Source organism: Micromonospora sp. NPDC000121, from assembly GCF_042899165.1.
Classification (GTDB): Bacteria; Actinomycetota; Actinomycetes; order Mycobacteriales; family Micromonosporaceae; genus Micromonospora.
Genome location: NZ_JBIAZP010000001.1, coordinates 1,046,317 through 1,062,296 on the forward strand (window position 1 = coordinate 1,046,317; position 15,980 = coordinate 1,062,296).

18 protein-coding genes, 1 tRNA gene and 1 pseudogene are annotated in these 15,980 nt (G+C 74.4%); 16 read left to right on the top strand and 4 right to left on the bottom strand.

Translation table 11 applies throughout. The features are described 5' to 3' along the window. The first annotated feature begins 6 nt into the window (after positions 1–6). Positions 7–945, top strand: a complete 939-nt coding sequence (locus ACFY23_RS05090; RefSeq protein WP_350686976.1) for a Ppx/GppA phosphatase family protein — start codon at positions 7–9, stop codon at positions 943–945. Between the two features lie 36 nt (positions 946–981). On the opposite strand, the gene ACFY23_RS05095 is transcribed toward ACFY23_RS05090, so the two are convergent. The 3 genes from ACFY23_RS05095 to ACFY23_RS05105 all read right to left on the bottom strand — a co-directional run bounded on the left by ACFY23_RS05095 (position 982) and on the right by ACFY23_RS05105 (position 2,463). Then, a complete protein-coding gene (locus ACFY23_RS05095; protein WP_387051175.1) occupies positions 982–1,233 on the bottom strand; it encodes a hypothetical protein in 252 nt (83 codons plus the stop codon). A gap of 226 nt (positions 1,234–1,459) precedes the next feature. Beyond that, a complete protein-coding gene (locus tag ACFY23_RS05100) occupies positions 1,460–1,663 on the bottom strand; it encodes a DUF397 domain-containing protein (protein ID WP_350686972.1) in 204 nt (67 codons plus the stop codon). After that, positions 1,654–2,463, bottom strand: a complete 810-nt coding sequence (locus ACFY23_RS05105; protein WP_350686970.1) for a helix-turn-helix transcriptional regulator — start codon at positions 2,461–2,463, stop codon at positions 1,654–1,656. Before ACFY23_RS05105 ends, ACFY23_RS05100 begins: the two co-directional genes overlap by 10 nt. Before the next feature lie 153 nt (positions 2,464–2,616). Here ACFY23_RS05105 and ACFY23_RS05110 point away from each other — a divergent pair, with 153 nt between their 5' ends. From ACFY23_RS05110 to ACFY23_RS05165, 12 genes and pseudogenes are all read left to right on the top strand, one after another. Then, positions 2,617–2,916, top strand: a complete 300-nt coding sequence (locus ACFY23_RS05110; RefSeq protein WP_350686968.1) for a hypothetical protein — start codon at positions 2,617–2,619, stop codon at positions 2,914–2,916. A 58-nt stretch (positions 2,917–2,974) separates the two neighbouring features. Further along, positions 2,975–3,307, top strand: coding sequence for a PadR family transcriptional regulator (locus tag ACFY23_RS05115; RefSeq protein WP_350686966.1), 333 nt, complete (start codon positions 2,975–2,977; stop codon positions 3,305–3,307). Further along, on the top strand, positions 3,304–4,335 hold the full coding sequence (locus tag ACFY23_RS05120; RefSeq protein ID WP_350818860.1) for an HAAS signaling domain-containing protein: 1,032 nt from the start codon (positions 3,304–3,306) through the stop codon (positions 4,333–4,335). The genes ACFY23_RS05115 and ACFY23_RS05120 overlap by 4 nt, the downstream gene beginning before the upstream one ends. Positions 4,336–4,454: 119 nt before the next feature. Beyond that, the gene (locus ACFY23_RS05125) at positions 4,455–4,937 is read left to right on the top strand and encodes a hypothetical protein (RefSeq protein ID WP_350680307.1); all 483 of its coding nucleotides are present in this window, start codon (positions 4,455–4,457) and stop codon (positions 4,935–4,937) included. Between the two features lie 207 nt (positions 4,938–5,144). After that, a complete protein-coding gene (locus ACFY23_RS05130) occupies positions 5,145–5,831 on the top strand; it encodes a dienelactone hydrolase family protein (protein ID WP_350680309.1) in 687 nt (228 codons plus the stop codon). A gap of 19 nt (positions 5,832–5,850) precedes the next feature. Beyond that, a complete protein-coding gene (locus ACFY23_RS05135; RefSeq protein WP_350680373.1) occupies positions 5,851–6,564 on the top strand; it encodes a uracil-DNA glycosylase in 714 nt (237 codons plus the stop codon). Between the two features lie 20 nt (positions 6,565–6,584). Then, positions 6,585–7,384 (top strand): annotated as a pseudogene (locus tag ACFY23_RS05140) (DUF4129 domain-containing protein). 43 nt (positions 7,385–7,427) lie between these two features. Further along, a complete protein-coding gene (locus ACFY23_RS05145; RefSeq protein WP_350680311.1) occupies positions 7,428–8,012 on the top strand; it encodes a hypothetical protein in 585 nt (194 codons plus the stop codon). Beyond that, the gene (locus ACFY23_RS05150) at positions 8,009–9,016 is read left to right on the top strand and encodes a MoxR family ATPase (protein WP_350680313.1); all 1,008 of its coding nucleotides are present in this window, start codon (positions 8,009–8,011) and stop codon (positions 9,014–9,016) included. The genes ACFY23_RS05145 and ACFY23_RS05150 overlap by 4 nt, the downstream gene beginning before the upstream one ends. Next, the gene (locus tag ACFY23_RS05155; RefSeq protein WP_350680315.1) at positions 9,016–10,431 is read left to right on the top strand and encodes a DUF58 domain-containing protein; all 1,416 of its coding nucleotides are present in this window, start codon (positions 9,016–9,018) and stop codon (positions 10,429–10,431) included. Before ACFY23_RS05150 ends, ACFY23_RS05155 begins: the two co-directional genes overlap by 1 nt. Continuing rightward, a complete protein-coding gene (locus tag ACFY23_RS05160; protein WP_350680317.1) occupies positions 10,428–10,988 on the top strand; it encodes a hypothetical protein in 561 nt (186 codons plus the stop codon). The genes ACFY23_RS05155 and ACFY23_RS05160 overlap by 4 nt, the downstream gene beginning before the upstream one ends. Before the next feature lie 102 nt (positions 10,989–11,090). Further along, the gene (locus ACFY23_RS05165) at positions 11,091–12,422 is read left to right on the top strand and encodes an NAD(P)/FAD-dependent oxidoreductase (protein ID WP_350680319.1); all 1,332 of its coding nucleotides are present in this window, start codon (positions 11,091–11,093) and stop codon (positions 12,420–12,422) included. An 81-nt stretch (positions 12,423–12,503) separates the two neighbouring features. On the opposite strand, the gene ACFY23_RS05170 is transcribed toward ACFY23_RS05165, so the two are convergent. Continuing rightward, positions 12,504–14,450: a hypothetical protein gene (locus ACFY23_RS05170; RefSeq protein ID WP_350680321.1), complete on the bottom strand. Its 1,947-nt coding sequence runs from the start codon at positions 14,448–14,450 to the stop codon at positions 12,504–12,506. Positions 14,451–14,552: 102 nt separating this feature from the next. On the opposite strand from ACFY23_RS05170, the gene ACFY23_RS05175 reads away from it, so the two are divergent. The 3 genes from ACFY23_RS05175 (at position 14,553) to ACFY23_RS05185 (ending at position 15,977) form a co-directional block, all read left to right on the top strand. Beyond that, positions 14,553–14,633, top strand: a tRNA-Leu gene (locus tag ACFY23_RS05175). A 112-nt stretch (positions 14,634–14,745) separates the two neighbouring features. Continuing rightward, on the top strand, positions 14,746–15,561 hold the full coding sequence (locus ACFY23_RS05180) for a Bax inhibitor-1/YccA family protein (RefSeq protein ID WP_350680323.1): 816 nt from the start codon (positions 14,746–14,748) through the stop codon (positions 15,559–15,561). Between the two features lie 95 nt (positions 15,562–15,656). Beyond that, positions 15,657–15,977 (top strand): hypothetical protein, encoded by a 321-nt coding sequence (locus tag ACFY23_RS05185; RefSeq protein ID WP_350680325.1) that lies wholly within the window; start codon positions 15,657–15,659, stop codon positions 15,975–15,977. Positions 15,978–15,980 lie beyond the last annotated feature (3 nt).

A 15,980-nucleotide genomic window follows, 5' to 3' on the forward strand; every position in this document is an offset into this window, starting at 1 on the left:
ACGCGCGTGGCCGCCATCGACTGCGGGACCAACTCGATCCGACTGCTGGTCGCCGACCTGCCCGACCCCTCGGCCGGGCCGGAGGCGCCGCTGGTCGACCTGAGCCGGCGGATGGAGATCGTCCGCCTCGGCCAGGGCGTCGACAAGACGGGACGGCTGGCCCCGGAGGCCATCGAGCGCACCCGCGTCGCGCTGGCCTCCTACGCCGCCGACATCGACAAGCTCGGCGCGGAGCGGGTGCGGATGTGCGCCACGTCGGCGTCCCGGGACGCCTCCAACGCCGCCGACTTCCGGGAGATGGTCGAGCGGACCCTCGGCGTCGCGCCCGAGGTGGTGACGGGCGACGAGGAGGCGCGGCTCTCCTTCACCGGGGCGGTGCGCGGGCTGCCCGCCGACGCGCGCGAGCCCTACCTGGTCATCGACATCGGCGGCGGCTCGACCGAGTTCGTCGTGGGCACCCGCGCCGGCGGCGTCGAGGCGGCCATCTCGATGGACATCGGCTGCGTCCGGATGACCGAGCGGCACCTGCACGGCGACCCGCCGAGCCTGGACGAGGTCGCCGCCGCGCAGGCCGACATCGCGGTCGCGGTGGACCGGGCGCTGGCGGCCGTGCCGGGCCGGCAGGCCGCCACGCTGGTCGGGCTCGCCGGATCGGTCACCACCGTGGTCGCCATCGCCCAGGGCCTCCAGGAGTACGACCCGGGCCGCATCCACCACGCCCGGGTGTCGTACGAGGCGGTGGCCGACGTGACGGCCGACCTGCTCGGCAAGAGCCGCGAGCAGCGGCTCGCGATCCCGGTGATGCACCCGGGCCGGGCCGACGTGATCGGCGCGGGCGCCCTGGTGCTCCGGGTGATCATGGAGCGGGCCGGCATGGAGTCGGTCGTCGCCTCCGAGCACGACATCCTCGACGGCATCGCCTGGTCGCTGGCTGACGGCCGGTAGGCCCGCGTTGCGGGCCGTGTGCCACGTCGCCCGTGACTAGTCGCGATCACCGCAGTTCGGGCAGTCGGGATCGGCTCCGGCACGATCCGGCCGGTAGACGACCTCGGCGCCGGTTTCCTCCGACAGCCGTCGGGCCAGCTCCCGGCCCTGCTCGAACCACGCTCGGTGCTGCTCGTCGGTGGCCACCCGACCGCCGCCGTACTCGCTGTGCCGGTCCCGCCAATCCGACCACGCCTGCAACCCGGCCGCCAGTTCCGCCGAGAGGCCCAGCCCCTCCGGGCGCACCATCCCCACGACCTCACGGGCTGGGCGACCACCGCGCGCGGGAATCGTGCCCCAGGCGCAGACAGGAAAGGCGCCGTAGTCGAAGTCGACATCCAGGCGCCGCACGCCGGGCGGGCGCCCTCGCGGGCAGAACAGGCTGTGCCGCCGGAACTCCTCCATCCAACACCGCCTCGGCTTCGACCGGCTTCGACATCGACCCTGGCGTCGGCGGGGCCGGGAAGTCGGACCGTCAGATCCGCGGGCTCGTGCCGTCCGCCACGCCGGTGACGAAGCGGGACCAAGCGGCCGGGCCGAAGGAGAGCACGGGGCCGGAGCGGTCCTTGCTGTCGCGGACCAGCACCACGCCGGGCAGGTTGTCGGCGACCTCCACGCACGAGGCGCCGCCGTTGTCGCTGCGCGTGGACTTGCGCCACCGGGCGCCCGTCAGCTCCATGTCTTCGCCACTTCCTGCATCAGGGCCAGCGACTGCCGCCGGGACAGCGCCTCCGATCGCACACTTTCCCATCTGCGGTGCAGGCTGGCAATCTCCTCGGCGCGGTCCAGCACCTGGGCGCGCAGCGGGCTGTCGAGGTGCGCCACCCGACCCCCGTCGGCGTACCCGGCCAGGATGAACGGCCCGGCAAGGCCCGGGTAGACGCCCACCTCGGTCGGAACGACATGCAGGTGGACGTGCGGACGCGCCGCCAGCGTGATCAGATGCTCAAGCTGTTCGCGCATCACCCCGAACTGGTCGACCACCGGCCGACGCAGGATGCCCTCGTCGATGACCGCGACCAGTTGCGGTGGCTGGGCGCGGTCGAGGATCTGCTGCCGCTGGAGCCGGGCGGTCACCCGCTGCTCGATCTGCTCCGGGCAGTGAAGCCCGCCGCCGGCGAGGACCGCGCGGGCGTAGCCCTCGGTCTGGAGGAGACCGGGCAGCACCGAGATCTCGAACCACCACAGCGTGGCCGCCTCCTGCTCGACGGCCACCCAGGGCCGGAACCAGGCCGGCGCGGTCTCCAGGCTGACCAGCGGCAGGATCCGCCCGAGCAGGCCGCCGCTGTCCAGCGCCTCGTCCGCGCGCCGGACGAAGTCGAGCGAGGGCGTACGCCGGCCGATCTCCACCATCCCCACCAGCGAGCCGGAGTAGTTGATCCGCCGCGCCAACTCCTCCTGGCTCAGCCCACGCTCGGTGCGCAGCCGCCGCAGCTCACCGGCCAGCAGATCCAGCGTCGACAGTTGCGATCCGGTCATCACACCTCGCTCACCTGGCCTCACGCGACGGGCCGCGCGGGCCACCGTTGCCCGGTGCCCCTCGCGCGACTTCCGACCGTAGTCGGATGGTCACGAGGATGGGAACGGCCGAGGGCCCACAACACCCTCACAACGCGAGCGAGGAGCGATGACGTGACGATCCGACGCGTCCACCCGGCCTGGTGCGTGCCCGAGAGCGGCTGCGGAACCAGCGCGCTGCACCTGTCCCGCCTGCGGTCGGTCGCGCCGCGCGGCGACGAGGTGATCCAGGTGCGTGCTGCGCTCTGGCAGATGGACGTCGGGCGGCTGGCTCCGGCCGGCGTCCTGCTGGAGTTGTCGGCCGGCGACGATCCGGAGCGCTGGCCGATCGACCTGGCGCAGGCTCGCGCGCTGGTGCACGTACTCCGGGATCTGCTGCGGATCGCGGAGGAGGCGGCGCGCCGCGCGGCCTGACCCGCCGCGCGGCGCGCTCCTTTGACACTATTTCGCAATGCGCAGTAGTGTGCGAAGCGTGGATACCACACAGCTCCTGAAGGGCGTGCTGGACCTCGCGGTTCTCGCCGTCCTGCGCGAGGAGGACGGCTACGGTTACGACATCCTGCGCAGGCTGCGTGAGGCCGGGCTGGAGGAGGTCGGCGACGCCTCCGTCTACGGCACGCTGCGCCGGCTCTACGCCGCCGGCCTGCTGACCACCTACGTCGTGCCGAGCGAGTCCGGCCCGCACCGCAAGTACTACTCCCTCAACGCCGCCGGCCGGGACCAGCTCACCCGCTACGGCAAGCTCTGGCGCTCGTTCGCCACCACCATGGACGCACTGCTCGACGATCGGGGGATGGCGGCATGACCGTCACGGAGCAGGAGATCGCGGACTACGTCGCACGGGTGCGGGCCGCGCTGGCCGACCTGCCGCCGGCGCACCGCGACGAGTTGACCGAGGACCTGCCCGAGCACCTCGCCGAGGTCGCCGCCGAGGCCGGCGGGACCCTGGCCGAGCGGCTCGGCGAGCCCGAGGCGTACGCGGCCGAGTTGCGCGCCGCCGCCGGGGTCGACGCCGTCGCCGGCCGGCGCCGCCTCGACCGCCGCGTCGGCGCCGCCGTGGACCGGCTGCGCGCGCGGGCGCGACGCTGGGACGTCCAACTCGGACCATCCCTGGGGTACGCCTCGGCCAGCGAGTTCCTCCGGCTGCTCCGGCCGGCCTGGTGGGTGCTGCGGGGCTACCTGGCCGTCATGTTCGTCACGGTGGTCAGCACCGGTGGCGGGTTCGGCCTAGTGCCCAGCGTCAACGGCAGCGAGCTGGCCGGCCTGGTGCTGCTCGCCGGCAGCGTGCTCGCCTCGATCTGGCTCGGCCACCACACGCCGGGGCTGACCCGGCCCAAGCGGCGGCTGCTGCACGCCGGCACGGCGGTGCTGGTGCTCTTCGGGCTGGTCGGCCTGGCCGACGTGAACGGCCGCGTCGGCTCCGGGGGCGTCGACTACGAGCAGATCTCGATCGACGGCCGGTACGACCACGTCCAGGACGTCTTCGTCTACGACAACGAGGGTCGACTGGTGCAGAACGCCCGGCTCTTCGACCAGAACGGCGACCCGATCCGGCTCGGCCGTCCGACCTGCCCGGACGCGCGCGACCCGAACGGGTTCGGCAACCCGCTGCTGCGCTCGTACCCGTACTGCCCCGAGCGGGCGCCGTTCGCGCCGCGCCCGACGGCGGCCACCTCGCCCGCGCCCGGCCTGCCCCCGTTGCCGGCACCCACCGCGTCGGCCGGCCCGTCCGGCCCGGCCCCGACGGGCAGCCCGACGGCCGGCCCGAGCGCGGTCCCGACCGCGACGGGCGCCCCGACCCAGGCCCCGGCCCCGGCACCGAGCCGCACGTGAGCCGCACCGCGCGCCGGAAGGCTGGGAAATAGCTGAACGGATGAGGTCGACGGGGCAACGGTCGTCGTACCTGATCGCTACGGTGTCGTCTGCTCATCCACCCCTCGGAAGGACAACCCGTGTCAGAGCAGGTCGCACCGCCCCCCGCGCCGGACGCCGCGCAGCCCCCGTCGGCCGTCCCGGCGCCGCCCCCGGCAGGGCCGGAGGCGAAGAAGTCCGGCTCCAAGAAGGTGCTCGGCATCGTGGGCGCGATCGTCGCGTTCCTGGTCATCGCGGGGCTCAAGTTCGGCGTCGGCTCGGCGATCGGCAACTTCCTCAACAAGGACGAGACCGCCGACGCCAAGGTCGGCGACTGCATCGCCGAGTTGCCCGAGGTGACCGGCACCAAGGAGGAGGAGGTCGACGGCGCGAAGGTCGTCGAGTGCACCTCCACCGACGCCGTCTACAACGTGGTCGGTCGGGTCGACGGCCAGACCGAGACGCAGGCCCGCTCCGGCGAGGCGTGCGAGCAGTACATCAAGGAAGACCAGGACGGTTACGTCTTCTACAGCATCGAGCCGGGCAAGACGGGCTACCTGCTCTGCCTGACCAAGAAGGCCTGACCCGGCCCCACAGCACCACGGCACCGTCGACGGCGGCGCGGACGACGTCCGCGCCGCCGTCGGCGTTCCGGCTACCGGCCGGCGAACGGGAGGTGAATGCCACTGTTCCAGCGTCTTCCCAGGGTTGCGCGCGGCGTGGCAGGCTACCGGCACGTAGGACCACTGGGCGACCAGCCAACGATGACTGACCGCTAGGAGGACGGGCCGATGGGCGAAATGGTGAGCTTCACCAGCAACGGGGGTACGCGCGAGGGGTATCTCGCGATACCGTCCGGCGGTGCGGCCAGCCCCGCGGTCATCGTCATCCAGGACTGGTGGGGGCTCGTGCCCCACATCACCTCCGTCGTGGAGCGGTTCGCCGAGGCCGGGTTCGTCGCCCTCGCCCCGGACTTCCGCCACGGCGGCCCGGCCAGCAAGCCCGACGAGCCGCGCCAGATGCTGAACAGCCAGCAGATGGACGAGGCGGCGGCGGACATCGCCGCCGCGGCGGACTACCTCGCCGGGCGTCCCGAGGTCACCGGCAAGGTGGGCTGCGCGGGCTTCTGCGCCGGCGCGAGCCTGGCCCTGTGGGCGGCCAGCCGCACCGAGCGGATCGTCGCCACCGCCGCCTTCTACCCCCGGCTGCCCTGGGACGGGATGCGCTCCGAGTGGGCCGACTACGCGGGCAAGGCCGCCCTCATCCACTGCTCCGAAGCGGACGGCACCTCCGCCGCCGACGGCGTGCAGACCGTCCGCCGCGCCGTCGAGACCGCCGGCGGCACGTGCCAGACCTACGACTACCCCGGCACCGCGCACGCCTTCTTCAACGAGGACCGGCCGGAGAACTTCGACCAGCGCGCCGCCGCCACCGCCTGGGCGCGCACGCTCGAACTCTTCCGGGCCAAGCTTGGCTGAGCCGCGTACGCCCGACGAGGTGGTCGCCCGCGCCGCGCGGGCGACCGACCTGGCCGACCTCGACGCCGCCGTCAGCGACTGCTTCGCCTGCCCCCGCCTGGTCGAGTGGCGGGAGGAGGTGGCCCGCACGCGCCGGGCGGCCTTCCGCGACCAGGAGTACTGGGGCCGGCCGGTGCCCGGCTTCGGCGCCTCCGACGCGCGCATCGCCATCCTCGGCCTGGCGCCCGCCGCGCACGGCGGGAACCGCACCGGCCGGATCTTCACCGGCGACCGCTCCGGCGACGTGCTCTTCGCCGCGCTGCACCGCGCCGGCCTGGCCAACCAGCCGACGAGCGTCGCCGCCGACGACGGGTTGTCCCTGCGGGACACCCGCATCTTCGCCGCCGTGCGCTGCGCGCCGCCGGACAACAAGCCCACCCCGGGCGAGCGGGACACCTGCGCGCCGTGGCTGCACCGCGAGGTGGCGCTGATCCGGCCCACCCTGCGTGTCGTGGTCGCGCTGGGCGCCTTCGCCTGGTCCGCGTGGTGGCCGGTGCTGCGCCAGGTGTACGGCCAGCGCCCGCCCAGCCCGCGACCGGCGTTCGGTCATGGGGCACACTGGTCCGGCACGGCCGCCCCGGAGCTGCTTGGCTGCTACCACGTCAGCCAGCAGAACACCTTCACGGGACGGCTGACACCAGGGATGCTGGACGACGTGTTCGCCCGGGCGAAGCAGTTGGCCGGGGTGGACTGAGGCGCGCGGGGGCGGTGGCGATGACGGACGGAACGCGTCGGCCCGCGACGCGCTCCCCGGCGGCCGGAGGTAGCCCCGGATGGATCTGAGCGTGCTGCGCAGGTGGTGGCCGGTCGCCGCGGTCGGCGTCCTGCTCGCCGTCGCCGCGCTGGCGTCCGCCCACTCGTCGCTGGGCGCCAGCCGGATCCCGCCCGCCGACAACATCCCCTACGTGCCGGAGTACCCGACCGCCGAGCCGGCCGCGTCGATCCCCGTCGAGCCCCGGGAGGCCGGCGAGGCCACCCAGGCGAGCATCCCGCCGTGGCTCGGCACGGTCGCCCTCGTGCTGCTGGGGTCGGCCCTGCTCGCCGCGTTCGGCTACCTCGCCTGGACGCTGGTCCGGGGCGCGATGCGCCGCACCACCCGGGCGCTGCCGCAGCAGCGCACCCGGCGTACGGCCGAGGGCACCGCCCGTGAGGTGGCCGCCGCCCTCGACGCCGGCCTGGTGGAGCTGGACGACGCGGACGCCGACCCCCGCGCCGCCGTCATCGCCTGCTGGGTACGTCTGGAGGAGGCCGCGGCCGGCGCCGGTGTGCCCCGGCTGACCGGCGACACCCCCACCGACCTGGTCACCCGCCTGCTTCGGGGCGACCCGTCGGCGGGGGTGCCGGCGATCGTCAGCGCCGACGTGCTGGCCGAGTTCGCGCACGTCTACCGCGAGGCCCGGTACGCCACCCGGCCCGTCGACGAGCGCACCCGCGACCAGGCCCGCGCGGCGCTGCGCCGGCTGCGCGCCGAGCTGACCGCCGTGGTCGCCGGCGACGCCGGGGTGCCGACGTGACCGGGTCGTGGCGGGCGCACGTCCGGCGTGATGAGGTGGCGCGGTGAGCAGCACCAGCATCGACGACCTGCTGAGCTTCGAGGAGGAGCGGCCGGCGCGGGCCGGCCGGTCCCGGGGCGGGCGGGCCGGCCGCGTCTTCCGTGCCCTGGCCGGCATCGCCGCGGTCGTGGTCGTGCTGGTCGCCGGCCTGCGCGTGGTGGGGCTCCAGGTCTCCCTGCTGGTCCTGGTCGCCGGGGTGGTCGCGCTGTTCGTGGTGCGCCGGGTCGTCGGCGCCCTCGCACCCCCGCCCCCGCCGCCGACCGGTGCCCGGGTCCCGACCGGCGACGACGACGGCACGTGGAACTGGGGCGCCCGCGACGCGCTGCGCACCGCGATCAACGGCTGGGAACGCCCGCTCGACTGGTGCGGGAGCAGCCGGGAGCGGTTCGCCCAGCGGGTCCTGCCTCGGCTCGGCGAGCTGGCCGACGAGCGGCTGCGCCAGCGGCACGGCCTGACCCGCGAGTCGGACCCGGCCCGCGCCCGTGCCCTGCTGGGCGACCGGCTCTGGGCCTTCCTCGACACGCCCTCCCGCCGCCCCCCGTCGCCGCGCGACCTCGCGGCGATCGTCGCCGAACTGGAGAAGATATGAACGACGTGGACCGCAGCATGCCCGCCGCGGAGGTCGGCCACCTCGCCCGGTCGGTGCTGGAGGCGGTCGGTCAGGTCGTGGTCGGCAAGCGGGACGCGCTGGAGCTGGTCCTCGCCGGGATCCTGGCCGGCGGGCACGTGCTGCTGGAGGACCTGCCGGGCCTGGGCAAGACGCTGACGGCGCGCTCCTTCGCGCAGGCGCTCGGGCTGGACTTCCGCCGGCTCCAGTTCACCCCCGACCTGCTGCCGGCCGACGTCACCGGCTCGTTCCTCTACGACCAGCGCAGCGGCGACTTCGCGTTCCGGGCCGGCCCGGTCTTCACCAACCTGCTCCTCGCCGACGAGATCAACCGGACCCCGCCGAAGACCCAGTCGGCCCTGCTGGAGGCGATGCAGGAGAAGCAGGTCTCGGTCGAGGGCGTCACCTACCGGCTGGACGAGCCGTTCCACGTGCTGGCCACGGCCAACCCCATCGAGTACGAGGGCACGTACCCGCTGCCCGAGGCGCAGCTCGACCGGTTCCTCCTCCGGGTCTCCTTCGGCTACCCCGAGCACGAGGAGGAGTGGGAGGTGCTGCGCCGGCGGATGGCCCGCCGCCGCGAGGAGGCGGACATCAAGCCCGTGGTCGACGCGGCCACCCTGCGCGCCATGCAGGCCGCGCTGGAGGACGTGGTGGTCGAGGACTCCATCGGCCGCTACATCGTCGCGCTGACCGCCGCGACTCGGGAGCACCCGTCGGTGCTGGTCGGCGCCTCGCCCCGTGGCTCGCTGGCGCTGCTGCTGCTGGCCCGGGTGCGGGCCGTGATGGCCGGCCGCGACTACGTGGTGCCGGAGGACGTCAAGGAGGTCGCGGTGCCCGCGCTGGCGCACCGGATCACGCTGCGTCCGGAGATGTGGCTGCGCCGCGTCGACCCGTCCTTCGTGGTCGGCGAGGTGCTGGAGGGGACCCCGGCGCCGGCCAGCGGGGCGCTGCCCAGCTACGCCGCCGGCCGGCCCGGGCACTGATGGTCGCGCCCGCCGTGCCGCCCCGCACCGAGGCGCCGGAGCAGGAGCCGCAGCCCGCGACCGGCTGGCTGCCCACCCGGGCGCTCGGCCGGGCGGTGCTGCTCACCGGCCTGCTGCTGATCGCGGGGGTGCTGCTCGGCCGGGTCGACCTGATCGTGCTGGCTGCCCCGTTCGCGATCGGCACCGCGTATTCGCTGCGCCGCCGCCCGGCCGCCCTGCCGCAGGTCTGGATCTCCGCCGACGAATCGCACCTCGTGGAGGGCGGCGACCTGACGGGCACGGTCAGCGTCGGCAACCCGGACGTGCTCGACTACGACGTGGCGGTGGTCCGCAGCCGGGTCTCGCCGTGGCTGCGCGTGGAGCGGGCGACGATCGCCGGGGCGGTGGCCGCCTCCGGCACCCCCTCGGCCGTCGTCCCGTCCGTCGCCGACCGGCCCTTCGTGACCGCTGTCCCGACCGACGCGGCCGTCGACCTGGAGCTGGCCGGGACGGCGCTGCGCTGGGGCCGGCACCCGGTCGGGCCGGCCGGCGCCCGGGTCGCCGCCGCGCAGGGCCTGCTGGTCTCCCGTGCGGTGGTCACCGAGCCCGCCCGGGTCCGGGTCTACCCGAAGACCGAGCCGTTCGACGCGGTCGAGGCGATGCCCCGGGCCGCCGGCCTCGTCGGGGCGCACCACTCGCGCCGGCCCGGCGAGGGCGGGGAGTTGGCGGGCGTGCGGGTCTTCGCCCCGGGCGACCGGCTGCGCCGGATCGACTGGCGGGTGTCGCTGCGCGCCCGGCAGTTGCACGTCGCGGCCACCCTCTCCGACCGGGACGCCGAGGTGGTGGTGCTGCTCGACGTGCTCGCCGAGGCGGGCCGCTCCGGCGGCGTGTCCGGCGCCGCCTCCGTGCTGGACACCACGGTCCGGGCCGCCGCCGCGATCGCCGAGCACTACCTGCACCGCGGCGACCGGGTGTCGATGCTGGAGTACGGCCCGGCCGCCCGTCGGCTGCGCCCGGCCACCGGCCGCCGGCAGTACCTGACCGTCCTCGAGTGGCTGCTCGACGTGCGTGCCGAGTCCTCCCCGCACGAGCCGTACGACCAGGTCTTCGGGCCGCAGGTGCTCTCCGCGGACGCGCTGGTGGTGGTCCTCACCCCGCTGCTGGACGAGCGGTCGGCGCAGATGCTGGCCCGGCTGGCGCGCTCGGGGCGGTTCGTCGTCGCGGTGGACACCCTGCCGGCCGACCTCGCCCCGCCGAAGGACCGGGGCTGGGCCGAGGTGGCGTACCGGCTGTGGCGGCTGGACCGGGACACCATGATCGGGCAGTTGCGGGAGCACGGCGTGCCGGTGGTGCGCTGGGCCGGCGCGGGCAGCCTGGACCAGGTGCTGCGGGACGTGGCGCGGCTGGCCACCGCCCCGAGGGTGGGGGCGCGATGAATCCGGTCGTCGAACGGGTCCGGGCGGTGCGGTACGCGGCCGCCCGGGTCAGCCTGACGCCGCTGCTGGTCCGCGCCGGCATCTTCCTGACCACGCTGGTCGGGCTGGTGGTGGCGTACCCGTCGGAGATGCTCCTGGGCCGGCCGCTGCTCGCCCTGCTCGTGGTGGCGCTGCTGCCGGCGGTCGGGCCGCGTCGGGTCTGGCCGACCTTCGCCGCGCTGGTCACGGTCGGCGGCTGGCTGGTCGCCACCGACGGGTACGACCGGCCGATCGCGCTCTGGCGGCTGCTCGCCGTGGCGGCCGCGCTCTACCTCACGCACACCCTCTGCGCGCTGGCCGCCGTCCTGCCGTACGACGCGGTGGTCGACCCGGACGTGATCGTGCGCTGGCTGGCGCGGGCCGCCGCGGTGCTGCTGGGTGCCTTCGTGCTCGGCGTGCTCCTCGTGGAGATCAGCGGTCTCGGCGACGCCGCCGGATCCCAGCTCGCGACCGCGGCCGGACTGCTGGCGGCGGTGGTGTTGACCGCGTTGCTGGGGTGGCTGTTGCGCCGCAGTTAACCTGCCGGTAACAGCAGTTGCGCAGGTCACAGGGGTTGTGCTCCGTCACAGAAGAGGGACGCGATCGGGATTAGCCAGGCCGCGCGGGGAAAGATAGATGACGTGAATCCGAAGCGGATCCTTGTGGTGGGTGCCGGGCACGTCGGTCTCTACGCGGCCCTGCGCCTGTCGAAGAAGCTCAGCTCCCGTGAGGCTGAGGTCGTCGTGGTGGACCCTCAGCCCCACATGACCTACCAGCCCTTCCTGCCCGAGGCGGCGGCCGGCAACATCTCGCCCCGGCACTCCGTGGTGCCGCTGCGACGCGAGTTGCGGCGGTGCAAGGTGGTGGCGGGCGCGGTGACGCGGATCGACCACGACCGCAAGACCGCCGTCGTCCAGCCGATCAGCGGCCCGACCCGGGAGATCCCGTACGACCACGTCGTCGTCGCCCCCGGCTCGGTCTCGCGGACGCTGCCGATCCCCGGCCTGCACGAGCACGGCATCGGCTTCAAGACCATCGGTGAGGCCATCTACCTGCGCAACCACGTGCTGGACCGGCTCGACGTGGCCGCTGCCACGCCTGACCCGGACGTCCGCCGGTCCGCGCTGACCTTCACCTTCGTCGGCGGCGGCTACGCCGGCATCGAGGCGCTCGCCGAGATGGAGGACATGGCCCGGGACGCGCTGCGGTACTACCCGGAGCTCAAGCCGGAGGACATGCGCTGGGTGCTGGTCGAGGCGACCCAGCGGGTGCTGCCGGAGGTCGACCGGGACATGGGCGCCTACACGGTCCAGCAGCTGCTGAAGCGGAACATGGACATCCGGCTGGACACCCGCCTGGAGTCCTGCGTCGACGGGGTGGTGAAGCTCTCCGACGGCGACAGCTTCCGCTCCGACACCATCGTCTGGACGGCCGGCGTCAAGCCGTCGCCGATGCTGGACGCGACCGACTTCCCGCGCGACGAGCGGCGCCGGGTCACCTGCCTGCCGACGCTGCAGGTGGTCGACGGCGACCGGGTGATCGAGGGCGCCTGGAGCGCCGGTGACTGCGCGGCCGTACCGGACCTCACCAAGGAGCCCGGCAACTACTGCTCGCCGAGCGCCCAGCACGCGGTCCGCCAGGCGGCCCGGATGGCCGACAACATCGCCAACGTCGTGCGCGGCCGGGAGCCGGTGGAGTACAAGCACAAGCACGCCGGCAGCGTGGCCAGCCTCGGCCTGCACAAGGGCGTCGCCCAGGTGTACGGGATCAAGATGACCGGCTGGCCGGCCTGGTTCATGCACCGGACGTACCACATGAGCCGGATCCCGTCGTTCAACCGGAAGGTCCGGGTCGTGGTCGACTGGTCCCTGGCGTTCTTCCTCAAGCGTGAGGTGGTCGCCCTGGCCCAGCTGCACGACCCGCGCGAGGAGTTCCTCGAGGCGTCCCAGCCGGTCGGCGCCGCCCGGGCCTGACCGAGCCACGCAGAAGGCCCCTCCGCGCGAGCGGAGGGGCCTTCTGCCGTTGCGGGGCGGTTCGTCCGCGCCCCGGGTAGGTCAGACCCGCCAGATCCAGGCGTCGGCGATCCGGGTCGACGGCCCGTAGAGCTGCTCCAGCGTGCCGCGCAGGCTGTCGGCGTGCGGGGTGTCGACGGCCAGCGCGACGCAGGAGGCGCCCCAGAAGTCGGCGTCCTTCGCGGCCTGCCGCCGCTGCTCGTCCCCGATCACCGGCCGCCCGCCGCGTCTGGCGACCTCGGTCAACAGGGCGGACGTGGGCAGCTTGTAGGTGCCCATCGCCGCCGTGCCGTCCCGGCCGTAGGGGCCGATGAAGAAGCCCTCCGGCATGCCGAACGCGGCGTCGGCGGCGGTGGCCCAGCGCATCGGCCACGGATCCTGGGGCGTGGCGAGCGGCACCGGCACCAGCACGCCGCCCGGCTCGACGCACTGCCGCCAGTGGCCGGCGGTGACGAACTCCGGCACCGGCGGGCGCCCGGCGGTGGGCAGCGGGGCGGGCAGCAGCGGCAGCAGCGCCACGCCGACCGCCGCCGGGACCAGCCTCCTGGCCCGGCCCGTGCCGCGCAGCGCCCGGTCGGCCGCGAGCACCAGCAGCGTGGCGATCAGCGGGAGCGCCGCGAGGGCGAACCGCATCGGCAGCGCGCCGTCCACCACGGGCAGCCCGGAGAGCAGCGTGTACGGCCCCGGCACGGCGGTGCGCTCGCCGTTGAGCACCACCCGGGGGCCGAGGGACAGCGCCCCCATCACCAGCGTCCCGACCACGCACGCGACGACCAGCGGACGGCGGCCCAGCCAGACCGCGCAGGCGGCGGTCACCAGCAGCAGCGGCCACCCGAGGAAGGTGTTGTACTCGGCCGGGCCGGTGGTCAGCCGGGCGGCCTCGTCGCTGCCGACCACCGACAGCGGCGACACCGTCCACCAGCTGCGCAGGTCCGCCGAGAAGTAGTGCGGGCTGAACATGCCGTCCGCGACTCCCTGCGGGCCGGCGAACTGGAACCACAGCGGCCAGGCCAGGACGAGCAGGGCCAGCCCGGCGGCGAGCGTCATCCCGCCGGCGAAGCCGGGCAGGGCGCGGCGGGCCAGGCCGCGGTCCGTCACGGCGTACGTGACCGCCATCACCAGCAGCGTCAGCGCGCAGAGGAAGAGCACCTCCTCGCCGATGAAGACCTGCGCCGTGACCGCCGCCGCCAGGCCGACGGCGGAGCTGACCAACCGTCGGCGGTCCGGCCCGCCGGCGAGGGCCTGCCGCCGCGCGCCGCCGCCATCACCGTCGCCGGCGCGGGCCGCGGTGCCGGCGGTGGCCGGGCCGGCGGGATCGGTGGTGGCCCGGCCGGCGGTGCCGGCGGTGGCCGGGCCGGCGGGGTCGGCGGCGTGCAGCAGCCGGACCACCAGCCAGACGATCACCGGCACCAGCCACTGCGCGGTCATGTGCAGGTGGCTGTTGGTCTGCGAGACCATGCCCGGGCCGAAGCCACAGAGGGCGGCGCCCAGCGCGGCGGCGACGCGGTGCGCGCCCAGCGTCCGGGTGAAGAGCAGATACCAGGCGACGGCGGTGCCGGCCAGGTTCGCCAGCGCCAGCAGCGCGAAGGTGACCGGCGCCCCGAGCAGCAGGGTGACGGGGGCCAGGAGGATCCCCAGCGCGATGACCGTCGTGTTGGTCATCAGGTTCACCCCCTCCGGCGCGTTGAGCCGGTCGGTGAGCAGGCCGAAGTCGCCGAGCAGCGCCCGCGCGTCGACCGCGAGGAACCACTCGTAGAGGGCCTGGTCCGCCGGGTTCAGCGCGAGGACCCGGGTCGCCGGGTCGGGCCAGAGCCCGTGGGTGAGCCAGCCGGCCAGCGCGACGAAGAGGAGCCCGACCGTGACGCCCGTCCGGTGCCGGGAAACCGTGGTCAGCAGGCGGGCCGGCGAGAGCCGGCGCGGCAGCCGGTCGGCGGCGAGGACGGCCTGGTCAGGGGCGGCGTCGGGGGCCGTAGGGGCTGCGCTGCTCACGGCCTCGACCCTAGTGCGGCCCGGGCATCGGGGTACGCCGGGTCGCCGCCGACCCGCTACCGTGACACTGCACCAGGCGCGTCGACGCGCCCGGCGTCACCCGCCCGGGTGGTGGAACGGCAGACACGGCCGCCTTAAAAGCGGCTGCCGCAAGGCGTGCGGGTTCGACCCCCGCCCCGGGCACCCCACCACTCTCAGGATCCGCTCAGCTTGGCGATCACCACGCGACTGCCCTGGGCGTTTACTCTTGAGGGTGCACGTTCACGTGCAACGACCCCCTGAGGGAGGCCTGACAGTGAAGACTTCGAACCCGGTGCTCGCCCGGCTCGGCCAGGCGGCCGAGCGGGAGCGCTCCGCCGGGTACGCCCCGACCGGGCCCTACGGACAGCCCGGCTACCCCCAGCAGTACCCGACGGAGGCCGGCTACCCGGCGGCTCCGCCGGCCGTCAACACCATGTCGATCGACGACGTGGTGGTCAAGACCGTCACGCTCCTCGCCATCCTCGGCGCCTCCGCCGCGGCCGCCTGGGTGCTGGTGCCGGACGCCCTGCTCGGTGCCGCCTGGATCGGCGCGGCGGTGGTCGGCCTGGTGCTCGGTCTGATCATCTCGTTCTCCCGGATGGCGAACCCGGCGCTGGTGGTCGCGTACGCCGTCGTCGAGGGCGTCTTCGTCGGCATGGTGAGCAAGTTCTTCGACTCGCTCTACGACGGCATCGTGCTCCAGGCGGTGACCGCCACCTTCGGCGTCTTCTTCGTGATGGCGATGCTCTACAAGGCGAAGGTCATCCGGGCGACCCCGAAGTTCGTCAAGGGCATGATCGCCGTGATGGCGGGTCTCTTCGCCGTCATGCTGATCAACCTCGTGCTCGCGCTGTTCGACATCAACACCGGCCTGCGCGACGGCAGCCCGCTGGCGATCGGCTTCAGCCTGGTCTGCATCGTGGTCGCCTCGCTGAGCTTCGTGCTCAGCTTCAAGGAGGTCGAGGACGGCGTCCGGATGGGCCTGCCGCAGCGCTACTCCTGGGTCGCCGCCTTCGGCATCCTGGTGAGCCTGGTCTGGCTCTACATCGAGATCCTGCGCCTGCTGAGCTACTTCCAGGGCGACGACTGACCGTCACCCGCTACCGACCGGCGCCCGTCCCCGCACCCGCGGGGACGGGCGCCGTCGTTTCCGCGCCGACCAGGCGTTCCGTAGACTCGGCGGCGATGAGCGCGGGGGAGCTGAAGCGGGCGGTGGAGCTGCTGGTCCGTCAGGTCGGGCACTGGCAGCAGCCGCGCTGGGCGGCCACGGCCGCCGGCGGCAACGTGTCGCGGGCCGACCTGGTGCACCGGCTGGTGCAGGAGGTCGCCAACCTGGCCGCCGACGTCGCGGGCGAGCCGCGGCGGGTGGTGCCCCGGCTCGACAACGACCTCGCGCTGCCCGACCAGCTCCGGGTGGTGGCCGCCGACCTGGTCGCCGCGGCCCCGCCGCCCGGGGCGTTGGCGCGGGCCGCCGCCGAGGTGACGGCGACCCGCGACGCGCTCTAGGTC